Consider the following 18,980-nt stretch of genomic DNA (forward strand, 5'->3'; position numbering starts at 1 on the left):
GCCCCGACCGCGCGCCGCCGCCGCTGCGGCGCGATCGCCGCCCGCCGCCGCCGCGCGCTCGCGGTTATGTCTGGGCCGATGGTTACTGGGATTGGCGCGGTGGCCGCTATGCGTGGGTGCCGGGGCGCTGGATCGCGGCGCGGCGCGGGCGCCGCTGGAGCTCGGGACAATGGCGCCGGCAGGGCCCGAACTGGGTGTTCGTGCCGGGCGGCTGGCACTGAGTCGCCAGGGCACCGCCCCCTGCGAGATGCGCAACACACTATATATATAGTGTGTGTGGAACTGACGCCCCCGTCGGCTGTCGAAGCGCCCTTCCCGCAAGTTGCCGCGCCCCCGTTTCGGCACGCCGGCCAGGCCGTCATCGGCCGGCGTCCAGTTCCCCGCTTCGATCGATTTCGCCCAAGCATATGCCGTGGCACGCGTTGCTCCGCCGCCACGACATGAGCGAGCCGGCCCACGCGAGCGCCGCCTCCGCCGCCGCATCGTTTTGCCTGCCCCTGCCTGCCACGTCCCTCCCGATCGCTCGCGCGTGATTTGCTAATCGCAAATCGGCCGTTCGTGAGCGCGCCGCCCTTGCCTAGCATCGCCCTTCGCGACCGCCGCCGTGCCGCCAGCACCGCGCCGCCGCCGCGATCGCGCCCGCACGCCCCTGCTTCCCGCCCATCGCGCCGATCGCCAACCGTGGAGAACCCCTTGAGCACCCTCGACCTCGATGCGGCGAGTTCCTCGCCGATCCGTTCCGCGAGCGACGTCTCGCGCCTGATCAACACCAGCACCAGCCGCGACAGCCATGCGCGCGTGATCGTGCTGCTGGCGCTGGGCGGCGTGTTCCTCGACGCCTACGACCTGACCACGCTGTCCTACGGCATCCAGGACGTGGTTCGCGAATTCGGCCTCACGCCCGCGCTGACCGGCCTGGTCACCTCCTCGATCGTGATCGGCACGATCCTCGGCAGCCTGCTCGGCGGCTGGTTCACCGATCGCATCGGCCGCTACCAGGTGTTCATGGCCGACATGCTGTTCTTCGTGGTCGCGGCGATCGTGGCCGGGCTCGCGCCGAACGTCTGGGTGCTGATCGCCGCGCGCTTCGTGATGGGGCTCGGGGTGGGCATCGACCTGCCGGTCGCGATGGCCTTCCTGTCCGAGTTCTCGAAATTCCAGGGCCGCGGCAACAAGGCCTCGCGGCTCGCCGCCTGGTGCCCGATGTGGTACGCCGCGTCCTCGGTCTGCTTCCTGATCGTGTTCGGTCTCTACTTCGCGTTGCCGGCCGAGCATGCGGGTTGGCTCTGGCGCGCCTCGCTGATCTTCGGCGCGGTGCCGGCGCTGGTGATCATCGCGGTGCGCAGCCGCTTCATGAACGAGTCGCCGCTGTGGGCCGCCAACCAGGGCAAGCTGGAGGACGCCGCGCGCATCCTGCGCGAGTCCTACGGGATCCGCGCGCACCGCGCCGAGGATGCCGGCGCGCCGCCGGCCCAGGCGCCGGTCGGCTTCCGGGTGCTGTTCCGGCGCCCCTACCTGGCGCGCACGCTGGTGGCCAGCGCGATGAATCTCTGCATCCCCTTCGAATACACGGCGATCGCCTTTTTCCTGCCCTCGATCCTGTCGCAGTTCCTCGGCGCCGGCGTGTTCGAGACGATCTCGGCCTCGCTCGCGCTGAACCTGCTGTTCGCGCTGACGGGCGGCCTGCTGGGCATGCGCCTCGCCTATCGGCGGCCGTCGCGGCAGGTCGCGATCGCGGGTTTCGCGCTGCAATTCGTGTCGCTGGTCGCGCTGGCCCTGCTCGGTCATCCGCAAGGCGCGCTCGGCATCGGCCTCGCGCTGGCGATGCTGGGCGCCTGGCTGTTCGCGGAAGGCTTCGGCCCCGGCGCGCAGATGATGGTCTACCCGGCGCTGTCGTATCCGACCGCGATCCGCGGCACCGGCGTCGGCTTCGGCCGCGCGCTGGCCGGCCTGGGCAGCGCGCTCGCGCTGTTCGTGCTGCCGATCCTGAAGGCGCGCTACGGCACCGACATGTTCTGGATCGTGTCGATCGCCGCGCTGATCCCGATCGGCTTCCTGGCGGCGGTGCGCTTCGAGCCGACCCGGCAGGACGTCGACGACGAGGCCGCGCAGGAGGCGGCCCGCTGATTCCCCCGCGTCGTCCGTCCAGCCGCTCCGGCTGCACGGGCCGCCAGCCACACGTCGAATCCTGCCCGGCGAACCACTTGCCCGGCCCAGCCTGCTCGAATCGCCCAGCGCGAGACCGACATCGCGCAGCCGGGAAGATTGCCAACCGACCGGGCCTGCCTCCCGCCCGATGCGCTTTGCATTCCTGAGCAAAACCGGCACCACGGACCGCATGCCATCGTCGACCTTCCGAAAGCCTTGTCAGTCTTTCGCAGCGCATTTGCATCGCTTTGCGAAACGAATGGTCACCTTGTTGAAAGACCCGTCGCCGATGCGCCGCCGCGGCAAGCCCCGCGCGTAAACGCCTGTAAACACCGGCGCCGCCGGCCTTGCTATCGTTCCCGCGGAGGCTTCCCGTCGGTCACGCAAACCGTCGCTCGCCGCTCGCCAGTTGCATCGCGAGCACGCGATGCGAGCCCTGGCCAGCGTCGCGACGGAGCCGATCCGGCGACTTCATCCAGGGCGGGCCCAGCATGGAAAACAGGCAGATACTCGAACTCGCGACCACGCATCATCTCGCGGGCCGGCTGGCCGAGGCGCGCGACCTGTACCAGCGCGCGCTCACGCTCGAGCCCGGCGAGGCGAACCTGATGTTCCGCCTCGGCATGCTGGACCTGCAGAGCGGCGCCTACGACGCCGCGCTCGACTGGCTCGACGCCGCGCTGGCACGCGCCCCCGGCAATGCCCGCTACCACCTCGCGCGCGGCCACGTGTTCGCGGCCGCGCAATGCTTCGCGGAGGCGATCGGCGCCTACCGGCAGGCCCTCGCCCTCGACGCCGATTCCATCGACGCGCATTTCGCGCTGGCCTCGGCGCTGCAATCGGCCGGCCAGGCCGCGCCCGCCATCGAGGCCTATACCGCGCTGCTGGAGCGCGACCCCGCCCGCGTCGACGCGCTCAACAACCTCGGCAACTGCCACCGCCAGCTCGGCGAGCACCAGGCCGCGCAAGCCGCCTACCTGCGCGCGCTCGAACTGCAGCCCGGCGACGCCGATGCGCTGACCAACCTCGGCACGCTGGCGCTGGCGACCGGCCAGCTCGACGAATCGGTGGCCCTGCTCGAGATGGCCCGGCAGGTCGCGCCCGACTCGCCGATGGTGCTGGCCAACCTCGGCGTCGCCCTGCATCGACACGGCGAATTCGCCCGCAGCGCCGCCCTGCTGACGCGCAGCCTGGAGCTGGATCCCGTCTTCCCCGAAGCCGCCTACAACCTCGCCAACGCGCTGCACGCGCTCGGCCAGCGTCGCGAGGCGCTGGATCACTACCAGCGCGCGATCGAGCAGGCACCCGCGCATGCCGATGCGTACAACAACCTGGGCGTGGTCTACCAGGAAGCCGGCTCGCTGCACGACGCGGCCGACGCCTTCGATACCGCGATCCGCCTGCGCCCCGCCTTCCTGGCCGCGCTCAACAACCTGGCCGTGACGATGCGCATGCTCGGCGCGATGGACGAGGCCGAGGCGCGCCTGCGCGACGCGCTCGCCGCCGATCCGCGCCACTCGGCCAGCCACAACAATCTCGGCAACGTGCTGAAGGACCAGGGCCGCCTCGACGAGGGCATCGACTGCTATCGCCATGCGCTCGCATGCGACCCGGCCAACGTGGTGGCGCATGGCAACCTGCTCTATGCACTGAGCTTCCAGGCCACGCATCCCGAGGCGATCCTCGACGAGGCGCGCCGCTGGTCGGCGCGGCACGAGGCGCCCCTGCGCGCGCATCGCGAGCCGCATGCGCGGCCGGCCGAGCCGTCGCGCCGCCTGCGCATCGGCTATGTGTCGCCCGACTTCCGCAACCATTGCCAGGCGCTGTTCACGATCCCGCTGCTCTCGCATCACGATCACGCGCGCTTCGAGATCGTCTGCTATTCGAGCGTGACGCGCCCGGACGCGCTGACCCGGCGCATCGCCGGCCACGCCGATCTCTGGCGCGAGGTCAGGCAGCTCGACGACGAGCGGCTGGCGCGGCTGATCCGCGAGGACGGCATCGATATCCTGGTCGACCTCTCGATGCACATGGCCGACAGCCGGCCGCTGCTGTTCGCGCGCAAGCCCGCGCCGGTGCAGATCGCCTGGCTGGCCTACCCGGGCACCACCGGCATCGAGGCGATCGACTACCGCCTGACCGATCCCTGGCTCGATCCCGTCGGCGCCGACGGCTGGTACAGCGAGCGCTCGCTGCGCCTGCCCGAGACCTTCTGGTGCTACGACCCGCTGACCGACACACCCGAGGTCAATGCCCTGCCGGCGCTCGCGAACGGTTATCCCACCTTCGGATGCCTGAACAATCCCTGCAAGCTCGGCGATGCCTCGTTCCGTCTGTGGGCCGAAGTGATGCGCGGGTTCGACGAGGCACGGCTGGTCCTGATGGCGCCGGAAGGCTCGGCGCGCAGGCTTCTGCTCGATCGCTTGCGAGATCACGGCATCGACGACGAGCGCGTCGCCTTCACCGCCTTCCGCCCGCGCGCGGAGTACCTGCGGACCTATCACGAGATCGACATCGGGCTCGATACCCTGCCCTACAACGGCCATACCACCAGCCTCGATTCCTACTGGATGGGCGTGCCGGTGGTGACGCGCATCACCGACACGGTGGTGGGCCGCGCCGGACTGAGCCAGGCCGCCAACCTGGGCTTGAGCGAGATCGTCGCCGACAGCGACGCGCGCTTCGTCGAGATCGCCACCGGGCTGGCGCGCGACCTGCCGCGCCTGGCCGCGATGCGCGCCGGCCTGCGCGCGCGGCTCGCCGCCTCGCCGTTGATGGACGGGGCGCGTTTCGCGCGGCATGTCGAGGCGGCGTATCGCGGGGCGTGGCGGGGTTGGTGCGAGAGGGCGAGCGGCGGCGCGCCGGAGACGCGCGGCACGGCCTGAAAATGGTCGGGACCGCGTATACGCTAGTGGTGGAAGATCCGCACGCCGACGAAAGTAGAGCGTGATACGGGCAAGCGTTGCGCCCGGACAATCCATCGTGGATCGACATCGATGAAGTATCCGCACGTACTCGCCTTCGTCTGCGTCGCGCGCCTCGGCAGCATCCGGGCCGCCGCGCGGTCGATGGGCGTGACCCAGGCAGCCGTCACCAAGACGATGCGCCTGCTCGAGGAGGAGTTGGGCACGAAATTGATCCTGCGAGGCGTCGAAGGCACCACCCTGACCCCGGCGGGCCGGTCGCTGCTGCCGCGTGCGACGCTGATCGTCGAGCAGATGAGCCTCCTCGACGGCGACGTATCGCCCGACGATCGCGGCCGGGTGGCGATGGGCCTGTCCCTGATGGCCTCCGCCCGCCTACTGCCCCTCGTGTTGCCCGAATTCCTCGTGCAACGGCCACGCGCGCCCTTGCGCATCGTCGACGGCACGCTCTCCTCGGTGCTGCCTGGCCTGCGCGACGGCACGCTCGATTTCGGCGTCTGTGCCGCGCGGCCGGGATCGATTCCCCTGCCGTTCCGCTTCGACCCCTGGTTCAGCCGTCCGACCGTGGTACTCGCCTTTCGTACCCACCCGCTGGCAGGCAGGCGCTGCACGCGCGAGGAACTCACCCCCTTTCGCTGGGTGAGCGGCGGCATCCGCCTGGCGCCGCACCCGGAAGAATTCAGCGCGGCAAAAGCGAACGAGGCACCGCAGAACATCGAGAGCCAGAACGTGATCGCCACGCGGGCCGTGCTCAAGTGCAGCACCGCGATTGCCGTCGTCAACGAGGATATCGCGGCGGAAATCCAGGATCCCGACCTGGTCACGCTCGATCTCGTCGAGCCGCTGCCTGACCTGACCGAGGGCCTGGTGACGCGCTCGGACCTGATGCTGTCGACGAATGCGCGCCTGATGATGGAAATGCTGAAGAAGGCGGCGTTGCGCAACTTCGCGTGAACTCCGCCCAATGGCCTGTCAATGGAAACGGCGATGGCACGTGCCGACGATGACCTCAGAGTTCGAACGTGCTGCGATCCTTGCCGGCGATCCACGCCGGCACCCTGCCTCGCCCGGTCCAGGTCCGGCCCGATTCCGGATCCCAGTATTTCGGCGCGCGGGAGCCCGGCCTTTTCACGCCAGGCGTTCCCGTCAGTTCATCCGCATCGATCCCGAAATCGATCATCAGCTTCCTGATCGTGCACAAGGCCTCGTCCCGCACGCTGGCGCGAGCGCGCGCGAGCTTGGCCTCCAGTTCGGTACATTCGGCGAGCAGCTCCGGATAGGTCTTGTTCATGTTTCGAGCCAATGCGGCGGTTCAGGGGGCGGCGGCATAAAGCGCCGACAAGGCGTCGGTATAGGCAGCCAGGTTGTCGGGATGGTAGATGCTCACCGAATCGAGTACCTGCCTCGACTGCTCGCGGTAGGCCTCGAGGTTCGCATCGTGTTCGGCGAACGCCCGCAGCAGGGCATGGCCACCGGCCAGGCAATCGAACCCCGGGTAGTAATATCCGGCCTTGTCGAGGAATGGCGAATTGTGAATCAGCGGGTAATCGCCATACAGCAATTCGTAGTACAGATAGTTCTGGGCGTTTTCCCAGCTATGCGACACGACGGCATCGCCATGCGCCGCCATGAACTCGTACACCGCGTAACGGCTTTCGAAGGTGGTGAGCCCATGATCGACGATATCGAGCGCCTTGGCGAAATGAACGAAGGTCGTGTGATCCTTCAGATGCATCGCATTGCAGACGCGCACCACCTCCAGGAAATCGGCCTTCGCGCGATAGGCCTCCTCGGCCACCAGCATCGGGACGATGCTGGTCTTGACCATGCAGATGTTCGGTTCGAACATCGCCACGCGCCAGCGCCGCCTGCCGGGCCGGTAGCCGAAACTCAGGCCGGCGCCGAGCGTGGTACGTGCCTTGTCGAACAGCACCGGATGCCAGATGTGCGGCACGATCGTGACCGGCGCGCGCAAGCCGGTCCGGTAATAGTGCAGGCAGGAGCGCTCGAATTCCGGGATCGTCCAGACCGCGTCGTAGGGCGCGCCCGAGAACAGGAAACCCGGAGGCTTGTCGAACATCGCGCGTTCGATGTCGATCACGTAGTCGTTGCCGACCCGCATCGTGACGGCCTTGCCGCCCCGCTCCCGAAACGCACGCAGGTAATCCGGGCTGAACTGCGCGCTCATCTCGATCAGCACGTCGCAGCGCTGCAGCGCTTCGTCCATGGCGAGCAAGGGCACATCCCACTCGTCGAGCATCAACTGCGGATCAGCGGCCTGCTCGCCGCCGTTCACCATCACGGCCTCGGCGACAAGCGGCGACTGACGCAACAGCAGGATCAGCAACAGGCAGTTCTGGAAAATGCCGTTTTCCCACAGCGACTGGCCGGCGCCCCGCACATGCAGCGACACGCCGACGACCAGGCGCCTGCCCTCGCCAGGCGCACCGCGGACCTTGGTATCCGGCATGCTCATTCTCCGATTCGAGCGACCAGGCGCGTGACGAACGCGTCGAGATTCGCGGGGTTGTCGATCGAGACCGACCTCAGCAGGCGGTCGGCCTTGTCACGGTAATCGTCGAGTCGTTCGTCGTGATGCAGCCACGCGTCGAGCAGCACGCGGCCGCCTTCGGCCGCGTCGAAATCCGGGTAGTAGTAACCGGCCCCACCGAGCAGCATGGAATTGTGGATCAGGGGATAAGCGCCGTAGAGCACGTCGTAATACAGGTAGTTCTGCGGATTTTCCCAGTGATGCGACACGATTGCATCCGCATGGCGCGCCATGAAGCCGGGCAGGTCCATGCGCGGCTCGAAGCTGGCCTTGTGCTGGCGCACCAGGTCGAGGTTGTTGGCGAAGTGCAGGAAGGTGGGATGCGCCTTCATGTGCATGGCATTGACCACGAACAGATGCTGGATCGCATCGGGCCTCGCCCGGTAGCACGCCTCGCTCACCAGCATCGGATAGTGGCAAGTCTTGACGACCGAGATGTTGGGCTCGAGCGTGCCGATCCGCCAGGGCCGAGCGCCGCGCCGATATCCGAATGCCAGGCCTTCGCTTGCCAGTTCGGCGATGCGCCGGTCAATGAAGTACGGCGACCACAGATGCGGGATTGTGTGAACCGGCGCACGCATCAGCGTGCGCAGCAGTGGGACGTCGACCCTCTCCGATTTCTCCAGCACCCATACTTCGTCGAACAGGCGATGGTTGAAGATGTGCCCCGACGGCTTGCCGAAGATCGGCGTTTCGGCCAGGCCGCCATAGGTGTGGCCGACAAAGCACGCGACCAGTTTCTTGCCGAGCGCCTTCACGTGCTTGAGCCATTCGAGCGGCAACTGCGCGCCCATTTCGATGACGACGTCGAGCTGATGCGTGACGTCGGCCGGTCTGACGAGCGGTATGTCGAGGCCGTCCAGGTCCAGGCCCGACGGCAGCATGCCGGCATCGCCGCCGTTCAGGAAATAGACAGGGCCGACGTGCTCGGAACGCTTGAGCATCATCGCGAGGTAGGCGATGTTCTGATGAATGCCGTTTTCCCAGATCGCCTGGCCCTCGCGTGCGAACAATGAGATACCGACGCACGGCCGTCGCTCGCGGTGACCGCCTGCGACGCATTCAGTGGTGTATGTCACCGTCAGTACTCCCTTGAGGTGTCCTGTTCTTCGTCATCGCATCGAGCGCACGACGATGCACTCTGCCTTGAACGAATTATCATGGCTGATTCGCGACAGCGAGATTCGAATCCATCGTCCCGATCTGCGCGAATGATAAACGCCTTTTAATGGCATTGACATCCGCCATACCGCGCCGATAAGTCAAATATTTATAAATCGGCTTTGAAATTTAAAAATCGGATAATCAAATTCCGCATATTGCATCGCCATTATCTGGCGCAATCCCGGCACGCATGGCCTCATGCGCCGGACATTGCCTGCCCGGCCAGCGAGGCATCACTCGAATATCTCCTGGATCGCGGATTCGGCGACCTCCAGGAAGCGCGCAAGCTTCGGCGTGCTCTCCCCGTCCTTCGGATAAATGATATTGATCGGCATGGGCGCGCCGGCCCATGCCGGAAATATCCTGACGAGACTTCCACTCTTGATATCGTCCGTCACGGCCCATTCGGGAACCAGTAGCGCGCCGATCCCCTGTCGGGCCGCCTCCCGTGTTGCAAGGATCTGGTCCGCCACGAATACCGGATCGATCTGGAATTCATGCCCGCGTTGGTGATCGTCAAACAATTGCAAACGAGTACGATAATCCGCCGACAGCGAAATCCACGGCAGCTTCCCGGACGACGCGATCGGCGATTCGTCGATTCCGCAGCGTTCCAGCAGGTCCGGACTGGCCACCACGATCCGCTCGAGCATTCCCACCGAGCGCACCGCCGAGGCCTGATCGAACGGCAGCCCGAAGCGGATCACGCAATCGACGGCCTCCTCATGGAAGCGTACCGGCTTATCGTGCGCCATCCACTCCAGCTTGACCTGCGGGCATTCCTTGAAATACCGCGATGCCACGACGGTCAACCACTCCGGCACCAGCAGTTGCGGAACGATGATCCTCAAGCTGCCGCGTGGCTCGACATGCTCGCCTCGCATGATGTTCTCGAACTGCACCATGTCGCTGATCAGCGCACGAGAATACTCGTAATAGCGCTTCCCGGCATCCGTGACGCGCATCCCATGGGTAGTTCTGCGAACCAATTCCATGCCCAGAAGATCCTCGAGCGATCGCAGCTGACGGCTCACGGTCGGCTGGCTGGTATTGAGCGACTTGGCGGCTTCCGTGAAACTGCCCACCTCGACGATCTTCACGAAGGTGTCCATCAGGGCCAGCCGATTGATCTTGACATCCATAATTAGCACCACAGACTCGATGAGATTTTCTACCGCCACGCGGCGCTCGCAACACGCCGACCAGCTCCGGGGCGGGTCCCGCCTGCGATCACAGGCTTGCGGCACAGCCGGTGCCGTCCAGCCGGCGCCCGACTTCGCCGATCAGATGGCCGAATCATAGGCGCGTCATTCACGCTTCGAAAGACGAAACTTTGTCATGTGAATAACCCCCGGTTGTCGTGTCCCCACTAGACAATCATCACGAGAATCGAACGGCCGGGCACGCCTGCTCAGGCCACCGCCCCGAGCAGGTTCGCGAGCAGCAGGTCGTATTCGGCAACGAGCGACGGATTCGACGAGGTGTAGCGCAGCAGGATCTGGCGCTGGCGTCGCGTATACGCCTCCCATTCGCCGTCGTGCGCGCGCAGCGCATGCAGCAGCGCCTGCGCGCCCTTCTCCACCTCGTTGTCCGGATAGTAGTAGCCGAGATCGGGCGCGAGACCGGCGTTATGCACGAGCGGATAGCCCTGCCAGCACACATCGAAATAGAAGTAGTTGAGCGGGTTCGACCATTGATGCGAGACGACCACGTCGGTCAGGCTAGCGAGAAAGACCGGCGTGTCGAATCGTCCGACGAAGCTCGCCCTGCCCGCGCGCACGACCTCCAACTGGTTCATCAGCATCACGAACTCTGGACTGTCGTGTGCTAGGCGATCGGCATTCGACACATGAACGAACTCGATCCTGTCGAATGCCTGACGATAGACCTCGTCGATGATCAGCATCGGATACAGGCAGCACTTCACGACATCGTGATTCGGCTCCATCACGGCAAGCCGCTTGCCGAGCCGGCCGCTCGGGCGGTATTCGCCGTTGCCGGGGAGCACCGCGCCTCGCGCGGACAGGAACATCGGATCCCAGACGAAGGGCACGACGCGGCCCGGGCAACGGCGCAGGGACTGCAGGAACGGCAGCGACGAGGGTGCGATCTGCGGAATCGCCCATACCTCGTCGAACCCGCGGTTCACGAAGAGCGAATCCCAAAGACGCCTGCCGAACAGGATCGACTCCATCACGTTGATGTACTCGACGCCGCAGCAATAGCTGACGAGCCTGGTGCCGCGCGTCTTGAGGTAGGCGGTCTGGTCGGCATCGACCTGCCCCCCGAGCTCGATCAGCACATCCAGGGCGTCCTTCACGTCGGCGAACCCGCGCGTGTCGTACAGGGCGCGATCCCAGGGCAGCGCGTCGGTCAACGGCACGTCGGTGGTATTGACCAGGGTTACGCGATGCCCCCGCGGCGACGCCATCAACAGCTTCGCGAGAAACAAGGCGTTCTGCTTGATGCCGTTGATCCACATGCTTTCGTCGGGGCTGCGCAATCCGATCGTGATGCCGATGCGCAAGCCGTTCAGGGCAGCAGCCATCGCGACCCTCCCGAGGTACGGCAATCCTGCGGTTCTCCAGATCCCGATTTCATTTCCACCCCACGATACAAATAATCGTTATTCGTCAAGAGTAATTCACAATAATTGAAACTTCAATTGTCGTTTTATGACAATTGATTATTGAGATATCAAATAATTTCCCATATCTTCCCATCCGAAAAGAAAAGAGTCACGCAGCAAATGACTGTCGAATAACGGATATCCAGACTGCAAATAATCACTCAGCAGACATGGATATTCGACTTTCAAATCCATGAAATTCAGTCCATAAATGACAATAAATTTAAAGATTCTTCTCTGTGGCAATAAAGTTTTTGTTGCTAGCTTAGAAAACACAAATACACGGGCATTGCCCTCGAAGGCAGCGTCGAACGCATTCTCCGAGTGACGAACACCTGAGAGATTACAAAAACATTTTCCTAGCAATTTCATTTAGGTGTCCGTTATGAACAAGTCATACAAAACAGTCTGGAACGAATCGCTCGGTGCATGGGTGGCGGTCAGCGAGATCGATCGATGCAAGCGAGCCGGCGGAACGTCGAAGGATGGCGCCACCATGCAGCCCGGCCTCGCCCTGGGTCGCACGCTGTTGCGCCTGAAATCCGTGGCGTTCGGCGCATTGGCGGCTTTTGCGGTGGTCTCGTCGCCGCTGCACGCGCAGTCCCTGGTTGCCCCGGGCAACGTCAACGACGGAACGCTGTTCAACGGTACCGCTCCGGGCGGTACATCCGGCGGCACCGTCAGCAATGTTTATCCTTCTGGGCTGCAGGACAACAACACCGCCCTCTCCGGATTGTTCGGCGCGGATGTTCTGACTTATGCCACGAACGCATCTCTGATCGGCACCTCGCTCGGCTCTCCTACCAGCGTATGCGGGAATCTGAGTTCCACCTATTCGTGTGCCGCACTTTTTGGGACAACGACGGGTTTGTCGCAAACCGGCAATGTCATCACGCCAACGCTGAACATCGCCACCACGCTGTACAACTACACAACCGGCCTATACAGCGCCACCAATACGATTCTCACCGGCGTGGCACCGGGCCAGATCTCCGCCAACTCCAATGACGCTGTCAACGGCAGCCAGCTCTACAGCCTGTCCACCTCGCTGTCGAGCGCCCTGTCGACCGGCAACACGCATTACGTCAGCGTGAACGACAACGGCGTGCAGCAGGCCAACTACAACAACGACGGAGCCACGGGCGTCAATTCGATGGCCATCGGCACCAACGCGCAGGCGGCCTCGACCAACACCATCGCCATCGGCAATGCGGCGAACACCGGCCCGGCCGGCTCCGGCACGACGGCCAATATCGCGATCGGCAGCAATGCGCGCAACGGCAACGTGGTCGGCACCGATGGCAATACCGGCGGCCAGGTGGCGCTCGGCAGCGGCGCGACCACGAGCGTGGACGGCTCGATCGCGATCGGCCAGAACGCCCAGGCGACCACCAACAACTACAACATGGCGATCGGCTACAACGCCTCCTCGTCGGGTAATAGTGCGATCGCAGTCGGTCGACAAAGCGCGGCGTCCGCCGACTACGCGGTCGCGGTCGGACAGTTTTCCACCGCCAGCAGTGCCGGTTCGGTAGCAATCGGCGAGACCGCCGCGGCAACCGGCGGCCAGGCCGTATCGATCGGCTATGGCACCTCGACCAACGGCAACGGAGCCGTGGCGATCGGTGGCGGTCCGAACCTCGCGTCGGGTAGCGGCGTGGTGGCAATGGGCTTGAACAACCTGGCAACGGGTACGGGCGCCCTGGCGATGGGCTCGGGCAACCTGGCCAATGGCACGGGTTCAGTCGCGCTGGGCAGTGCCAGCGTGGCAAGCGGCAGCGGCTCGGTGGCCATCGGCTCGACGGCACGCGCAACGGGCGCGAACGGCGCGACCGCGATCGGCAGCGCGGCCTCCGCAAGCGGCATCGGTGCGATAGCACTGGGCAATTTCGGCACCTTCGCGGCCTCCACCGTCGCATCGGGCGGCGATGCCCTGGCGCTCGGCAACGGCTCGACCGCCAGCGGCACCGCCGGCTCGGTCGCACTCGGCGCATCGAGCACGGCGACCAACGTGAACACCACGGCGCTCGGCGCCGGATCGGCGGCGACCGGAGCCTCCGCCACGGCACTCGGAACCGGGGCCTCCGCGGCAGGGGCATCCTCGCTTGCCGTCGGTAATCTGGCCTCGGTGGGCAATGTCACCCAGGCGATCGCGATCGGCCCGAACGCCTCGACCTCGGCCAACAGCGGCATCGCGATTGGCTCCGGTGCCAGCGCCTCGGTGGCCGGCTCCGTCGCGCTCGGCAGCGGCTCGGTCACCGCTGCGGCGAATCCGACGCCCACCGGCACGGTCGGCGGCACGACCCATGCCTTCGCAGGCGGTGCGCCAAGCAGCGTGGTCAGCGTCGGCTCACCCGGCCTGGAGCGCCAGGTCACCAACGTGGCAGCCGGCCAGATCACGGCGACCAGCACCGATGCCATCAATGGCTCGCAATTGTTCGCCACCAATTCGGCCGTGAATTCGCTGTCGACGACGGTATCCTCGTCGAGCAGCGCGCTCTCGTCCCTGTCGACCGGCATCGGTTCGCTGTCCACCGGCCTGAGTTCGACCAATAGCAGTGTCGCTTCGCTGTCCAGCTCGACCTCGACCGGCATCGGCTCCTTGTCCACCGGCCTCAGCTCGACCAACAGCAACGTCGCGTCTCTGTCCAGCTCGACCTCGACCGGCATCGGCTCCTTGTCCACCGGCCTCAGCTCGACCAACAGCAACGTCGCTTCTCTGTCCAGCTCGACCTCGACCGGCATCGGTTCGCTGTCCACCGGACTGAGCTCGACCAACAGCAACGTCGCTTCTCTGTCGACCTCGACCTCCACCGGTATCGGCTCGCTGTCCACCGGACTGAGCTCGACCGATAGCACCGTCACGTCGCTCTCGACCTCGACCTCGACGGGCTTGTCCTCGACAAACAGCTCGCTCACCTCGCTGTCCACCTCGACCTCCACCGGCATCGGCTCGCTGTCCACCGGCCTGAGCTCGACCAACAGCTCGGTCGCGTCGCTCTCGACCTCGACCTCGACGGGTTTGTCGTCGGCCAACAGCGCGATCACCTCGCTGTCCACCTCGACCTCCACCGGCGTCGGTTCGCTGTCCACTGGCCTTAGCTCGACCAACAGCACCGTCACCTCGCTCTCGACCTCGGCCTCGACGGGTTTGTCGTCGGCCAACAGCGCGATCACCTCGCTGTCCACCTCGACCTCCACCGGTATCGGCTCGCTGTCCACCGGCCTGAGCTCGACCGACAGCACCGTCGCGTCGCTCTCGACCTCGACCTCCACGGGTTTGTCGTCGGCCAACAGCGCGATCACCTCGCTGTCCACCTCGACCTCCACCGGCATCGGTTCGCTGTCCACTGGCCTCAGTTCGACCGACAGCACCGTCACGTCGCTCTCGACCTCGGCCTCCACGGGCCTGTCCTCGGCAAACAGCGCGATCACCTCCTTGTCCACGTCGACTTCGACCGGCATCGGTTTGCTGTCCACCGGCCTGAGCTCGACCGACAGCTCGCTCGCCTCGCTGTCCACCACAACCTCCACCGGCATCGGTTCGCTGTCTACTGGCCTGAGTTCGACCAACAGCACGGTCACGTCCTTGTCCACCTCAACGTCGAGCGGCCTGTCGTCGGCCAACAGCGCGATTACCTCGCTGTCCACTTCGGCATCGACCGGCCTCGGCTCGCTGTCCACCGGCCTGAGCTCGACCGATAGCGCGGTCACCTCGCTCTCGACCTCGGCCTCCACGGGCTTGTCCTCGGCAAACAGCGCGATCACCTCGCTGTCCACTTCGACCTCCACGGGCATCGGTTCGCTGTCCACCGGACTCAGCTCGACCGACAGCTCGGTCTCGTCGCTCTCGACCTCGGCCTCCACGGGCCTGTCCACGGCAAACAGCGCGATCACTTCGCTGTCGACCTCGACCTCCACCGGCATCGGTTCGCTGTCCACCGGACTGAGCTCGACCAACAGCACGGTCACGTCCTTGTCCACTTCAACGTCGAGCGGCCTGTCGTCGGCCAACAGCGCGATTACCTCGCTGTCCACTTCGGCATCGACCGGCCTCGGCTCGCTGTCCACCGGCCTGAGCTCGACCAACAGCACCGTCACGTCGCTCTCGACCTCGACCTCGACCGGCCTGTCCACGACAAACAGCGCGATCACCTCGCTGTCGACCTCGACCTCCACCGGTATCGGCTCGCTGTCCACCGGACTGAGCTCGACCGATAGCACCGTCACGTCGCTCTCGACCTCGACCTCGACGGGCTTGTCCTCGACAAACAGCTCGCTCACCTCGCTGTCCACCTCGACCTCCACCGGCATCGGTTCGCTGTCCACCGGCCTGAGCTCGACCGACAGCACCGTCACGTCGCTCTCGACCTCGGCCTCCACGGGCTTGTCCTCGACAAACAGCTCGCTCACCTCGCTGTCCACCTCGACCTCCACCGGCATCGGCTCGCTGTCCACCGGCCTGAGCTCGACCGACAGCACCGTCACGTCGCTCTCGACCTCGGCCTCGACAGGCCTGTCCACGGCAAACAGCGCGATCACCTCGCTGTCGAGCTCGGCCTCGACCGGTATCGGCTCGCTGTCCACCGGACTGAGCTCGACCAACAGCACGGTCTCGTCCCTGTCGAGCTCGACCTCGACCGGCCTCTCGTCGGCCAACAGCTCGATCGTGTCGCTGTCCACCTCGGCCTCGACCGGTATCGGCTCGCTGTCCACCGGACTGAGTTCGACCAACAGCACGGTCAGCTCATTGTCGAGCTCGACCTCGACCGGTCTCAGCTCCTTGTCCACCGGCCTGAGCACCACCAACAGCACGATCAGCTCGCTGTCGAGCTCGGCCTCGACCGGCATCGGCTCGCTGTCCACCGGCCTGAGCACCACCAACAGCACGATCGGCTCGCTGTCCACCTCGACCTCGACCGGTCTCACCTCCTTGTCGACCGGCCTCAGCTCGGCCACCAGCTCGATCAGTTCGCTGTCCACCTCGACCTCGAGCGCGATCAACGCGGCCAAAACGCACTACTACAGCGTCAACGACAACGGCACGCAGCAAGGCAACTACAACAACGACGGCGCGAGCGGCCTCAACGCGATCGCCGCCGGCACCAACGCCAGTGCCTCGGGCGCCAGCAGCGTCGCGGTCGGCAACGGCTCGAACGCCGCCTCCGACGGCGCGGTGGCGATTGGCCAGAGCGCGACGGCCACCGGCGGCAAGGCGGTCTCGATCGGCTCCGGCAACACCGCCACCGGCGACGGCGCGGTGGCGATCGGCGATCCGAGCATCGCGACAGGTACCGGCGCGGTGGCGATGGGCGCGAACGACACGGCGATCGGCGACGGCGCGGTGGCGCTCGGCAACGCGAACACGGCGACCGGCGCCGGCGCGCTGGCGCTGGGCAACGCGAGCCAGGCAAGCGCCGACAACACCGTCGCGCTCGGCAACGCCGCGACGGCCAGCGCCAATGGCGCCCTCGCCTTCGGCTCCGGCGCGGTCGCGAACATCGCCAATTCGGTGGCCCTGGGCACCGGCTCGATGACGGCTGCCGCCAACCCGGCGTCCAGCACCACGATCGGCGGCGTCACGTACTTCTTCGCCGGCAGCACGCCCACCAGCGTGGTGAGCGTCGGCGCACCGGGCGCGGAACGCCAGGTCACGAACGTCGCGGCGGGCCAGGTCTCGGCCGCCAGCACCGACGCGGTCAACGGCAGCCAGCTCAATGCGACCAACCAGGCCGTCAACAGCCTGTCGACCTCGACCGCCGCCAATGTCGCGTCGCTGTCGACCGGCATCAGTTCGCTGTCGACCGGCCTGAGTTCGACCAACAGCACCGTGTCGTCGCTGTCCACCTCGACCTCGACCGCAATCGGCTCCTTGTCCACCGGCCTGAGTTCGACCAACAGCAATGTCTCGTCGCTGTCCACCTCGACCTCGACCAGCATCGGCTCCTTGTCCACCGGCCTGAGCACCACCAACAGCAACGTGGCTTCGCTGTCGAGCGGCGTGTCGAACATCAGCAATACGCTGAACCAGCTGTCAACCACCCTCAACAACAACACCACGCGGGCCGCCAACAACAATGGCATCGCCGCCGACATGAACGGCCAGGGCACCGATCTGCCGACCGTCACGGCCGGTTCGAACTCGGTGGCGATCGGCGCGAATTCGACGGATGGCGGCCGCTCGAACGTGGTGTCGGTCGGCAGCGGCACGCAGCAGCGCCAGATCACCAACGTGGCACCAGGCACGGAAGGTACCGATGCGGTCAACCTGAATCAGCTCAATGCCGTGCAGTCGACTCTGTCGACCTCGTTGTCGGGCCAGCAATCGCAGATCAACAGCCTCGGCTCGCAACTGCAGCAGACCGACCAGATGGCCAGGCAGGGTATCGCGGCGGTTGGCGCGATGGCCTCGATCCCGCAGCTCGATCGCGACGCCAACTTCGGGATGGGTGTCGGTACCGCCACCTTCCTGGGCCAGAAGGCAATCGCGGTCAACATGCAGGCACGCATCAGCGAAAACCTGAAGGCCTCGATCAACGGCGGCTTCAGCGGCAACCAGCGCGTGATCGGCGCGGGCATGCTGTATCAGTGGAAGTAAGCAGTCCGGGCGGGCGGATGAGATCGACCCACCCACCGCGCCGCGCCGACCGGACGATGGTCGGCGCGGCAACCTTCCCAAGACGAATGCATTGAGGATGCAACCATGAACAAACTCAGCTATCTCTGCGCGCTGTCCGTGGCCTCGCTTGCCGCGTGCTCGAGCGCGTCCGGCCCGACCTATAGCGTCTCCGAACTACAGGCGCGCGACGGCATGCGCACCTTCCAGGTGGATTGCCACGGCCTGCTGTCGGGCTCGCAAACCTGCATGAAGGCCGCGCGAAGGATCTGCGCCGATCAACCGGTACGCGTGATCGACTCGGCCCGCGCGCCGCGCAACAACGCGGTTCCCGCCGCGCTGGTATTCCAGTGCGGCGAGACACCGGCACCCATTGCCGTGGTCCCGCGCGTCGAGCCGGCCGTCGCGCCGGCCGCCCCTCCCGTGCCGCCCGCACCGATCGAGCACCTGAATCTGTCCGGCGACGCGTTGTTCGCGACCGGCCAGGCCACGCTCACGCCAAAGGCCCGTGCCTCGCTCGACACGCTCCTGAGCGGACATGCCGGGCGTCGCTATGCCGAGGTCACGGTCACCGGCTATACCGACTCGGTCGGACGGGACGCCTACAACCTCGCCCTCTCCAGGCGCCGTGCCGACACCGTCGCCGCCTACCTGCAGGCACACGGCCTGCAGGCCGACAAGCTGTCGGTGGCCGGCCGCGGCAAGGCCGATCCGATCGCATCCAACGCGACGGCCGAGGGTCGCGCCAGCAATCGTCGCGTCGAGATCTCGCTGCGCGGCTGATGGATCCATCGCTCGGGATCGGGCACCGCGCCCGATCCCGGCGGCGGCGGCTGATCGCGCGGTCGCGCCGCCCCCCCGGTATACCCTCGGCACGTCCCGCGCCAATCCGTACTCGTCCCCGCGGCATTCCTCGAACGACCTTCCGGGTCGACAAACGTGTTCCGT

The 18,980-nt window shown here is 65.9% G+C and carries 11 protein-coding genes; 6 read left to right on the plus strand and 5 right to left on the minus strand.

Translation table 11 applies throughout. The features are described from left to right. The 4 genes from F3J10_RS12325 to F3J10_RS12340 form a co-directional block, all read left to right on the plus strand. Positions 1 to 221 (plus strand): YXWGXW repeat-containing protein (locus F3J10_RS12325; protein WP_167242202.1); only part of this gene is annotated, 221 nt, incomplete at its 5' end. 472 nt (positions 222 to 693) lie between these two features. After that, a complete protein-coding gene (locus tag F3J10_RS12330) occupies positions 694 to 2,127 on the plus strand; it encodes an MFS transporter (RefSeq protein WP_025102249.1) in 1,434 nt (477 codons plus the stop codon). Positions 2,128 to 2,639: 512 nt separating this feature from the next. Next, positions 2,640 to 5,033, plus strand: coding sequence for a tetratricopeptide repeat protein (locus F3J10_RS12335; RefSeq protein ID WP_167242203.1), 2,394 nt, complete (start codon positions 2,640 to 2,642; stop codon positions 5,031 to 5,033). 111 nt (positions 5,034 to 5,144) lie between these two features. Continuing rightward, positions 5,145 to 6,026, plus strand: a complete 882-nt coding sequence (locus tag F3J10_RS12340) for a LysR substrate-binding domain-containing protein (protein WP_060005158.1) — start codon at positions 5,145 to 5,147, stop codon at positions 6,024 to 6,026. A gap of 55 nt (positions 6,027 to 6,081) precedes the next feature. Here F3J10_RS12340 and F3J10_RS12345 read toward each other — a convergent pair whose 3' ends face one another. The 5 genes from F3J10_RS12345 to F3J10_RS12365 form a co-directional block, all read right to left on the minus strand. Then, positions 6,082 to 6,363, minus strand: a complete 282-nt coding sequence (locus F3J10_RS12345) for an H-NS histone family protein (RefSeq protein ID WP_060005156.1) — start codon at positions 6,361 to 6,363, stop codon at positions 6,082 to 6,084. Positions 6,364 to 6,384: 21 nt separating this feature from the next. Further along, complete coding sequence (locus F3J10_RS12350; protein ID WP_167242204.1) at positions 6,385 to 7,542, minus strand: DUF2827 domain-containing protein; 1,158 nt, start codon at positions 7,540 to 7,542, stop codon at positions 6,385 to 6,387. Positions 7,543 to 7,544: 2 nt separating this feature from the next. Then, positions 7,545 to 8,702, minus strand: a complete 1,158-nt coding sequence (locus F3J10_RS12355) for a DUF2827 domain-containing protein (RefSeq protein WP_167242205.1) — start codon at positions 8,700 to 8,702, stop codon at positions 7,545 to 7,547. A gap of 318 nt (positions 8,703 to 9,020) precedes the next feature. Next, positions 9,021 to 9,968, minus strand: a complete 948-nt coding sequence (locus F3J10_RS12360; protein WP_167230816.1) for a LysR family transcriptional regulator — start codon at positions 9,966 to 9,968, stop codon at positions 9,021 to 9,023. 230 nt (positions 9,969 to 10,198) lie between these two features. Beyond that, positions 10,199 to 11,335 (minus strand): DUF2827 domain-containing protein, encoded by a 1,137-nt coding sequence (locus tag F3J10_RS12365; protein ID WP_167242206.1) that lies wholly within the window; start codon positions 11,333 to 11,335, stop codon positions 10,199 to 10,201. A gap of 466 nt (positions 11,336 to 11,801) precedes the next feature. Between F3J10_RS12365 and F3J10_RS12370 the strand changes: the two genes are divergently transcribed. Together F3J10_RS12370 and F3J10_RS12375 are read left to right on the plus strand one after the other, a co-directional pair. Further along, on the plus strand, positions 11,802 to 18,014 hold the full coding sequence (locus F3J10_RS12370) for a YadA-like family protein (protein WP_167242207.1): 6,213 nt from the start codon (positions 11,802 to 11,804) through the stop codon (positions 18,012 to 18,014). A gap of 105 nt (positions 18,015 to 18,119) precedes the next feature. Further along, positions 18,120 to 18,815 (plus strand): OmpA family protein, encoded by a 696-nt coding sequence (locus tag F3J10_RS12375; protein ID WP_167242208.1) that lies wholly within the window; start codon positions 18,120 to 18,122, stop codon positions 18,813 to 18,815. Positions 18,816 to 18,980: the final 165 nt, after the last annotated feature.

Source organism: Burkholderia sp. Cy-637, from assembly GCF_011753175.1.
GTDB classification, from domain to species: domain Bacteria; phylum Pseudomonadota; class Gammaproteobacteria; order Burkholderiales; family Burkholderiaceae; genus Burkholderia; species Burkholderia gladioli.

Coding starts and splice junctions, on each gene's coding strand:
- F3J10_RS12335 (WP_167242203.1), top strand. CDS start 2,640: ATGGAAAACAGGCAGATACTCGAACTCGCGACCACGCATCATCTCGCG.
- F3J10_RS12340 (WP_060005158.1), top strand. CDS start 5,145: ATGAAGTATCCGCACGTACTCGCCTTCGTCTGCGTCGCGCGCCTCGGC.
- F3J10_RS12345 (WP_060005156.1), bottom strand. CDS start 6,363: ATGAACAAGACCTATCCGGAGCTGCTCGCCGAATGTACCGAACTGGAG.
- F3J10_RS12350 (WP_167242204.1), bottom strand. CDS start 7,542: ATGCCGGATACCAAGGTCCGCGGTGCGCCTGGCGAGGGCAGGCGCCTG.
- F3J10_RS12365 (WP_167242206.1), bottom strand. CDS start 11,335: ATGGCTGCTGCCCTGAACGGCTTGCGCATCGGCATCACGATCGGATTG.
- F3J10_RS12370 (WP_167242207.1), top strand. CDS start 11,802: ATGAACAAGTCATACAAAACAGTCTGGAACGAATCGCTCGGTGCATGG.
- F3J10_RS12375 (WP_167242208.1), top strand. CDS start 18,120: ATGAACAAACTCAGCTATCTCTGCGCGCTGTCCGTGGCCTCGCTTGCC.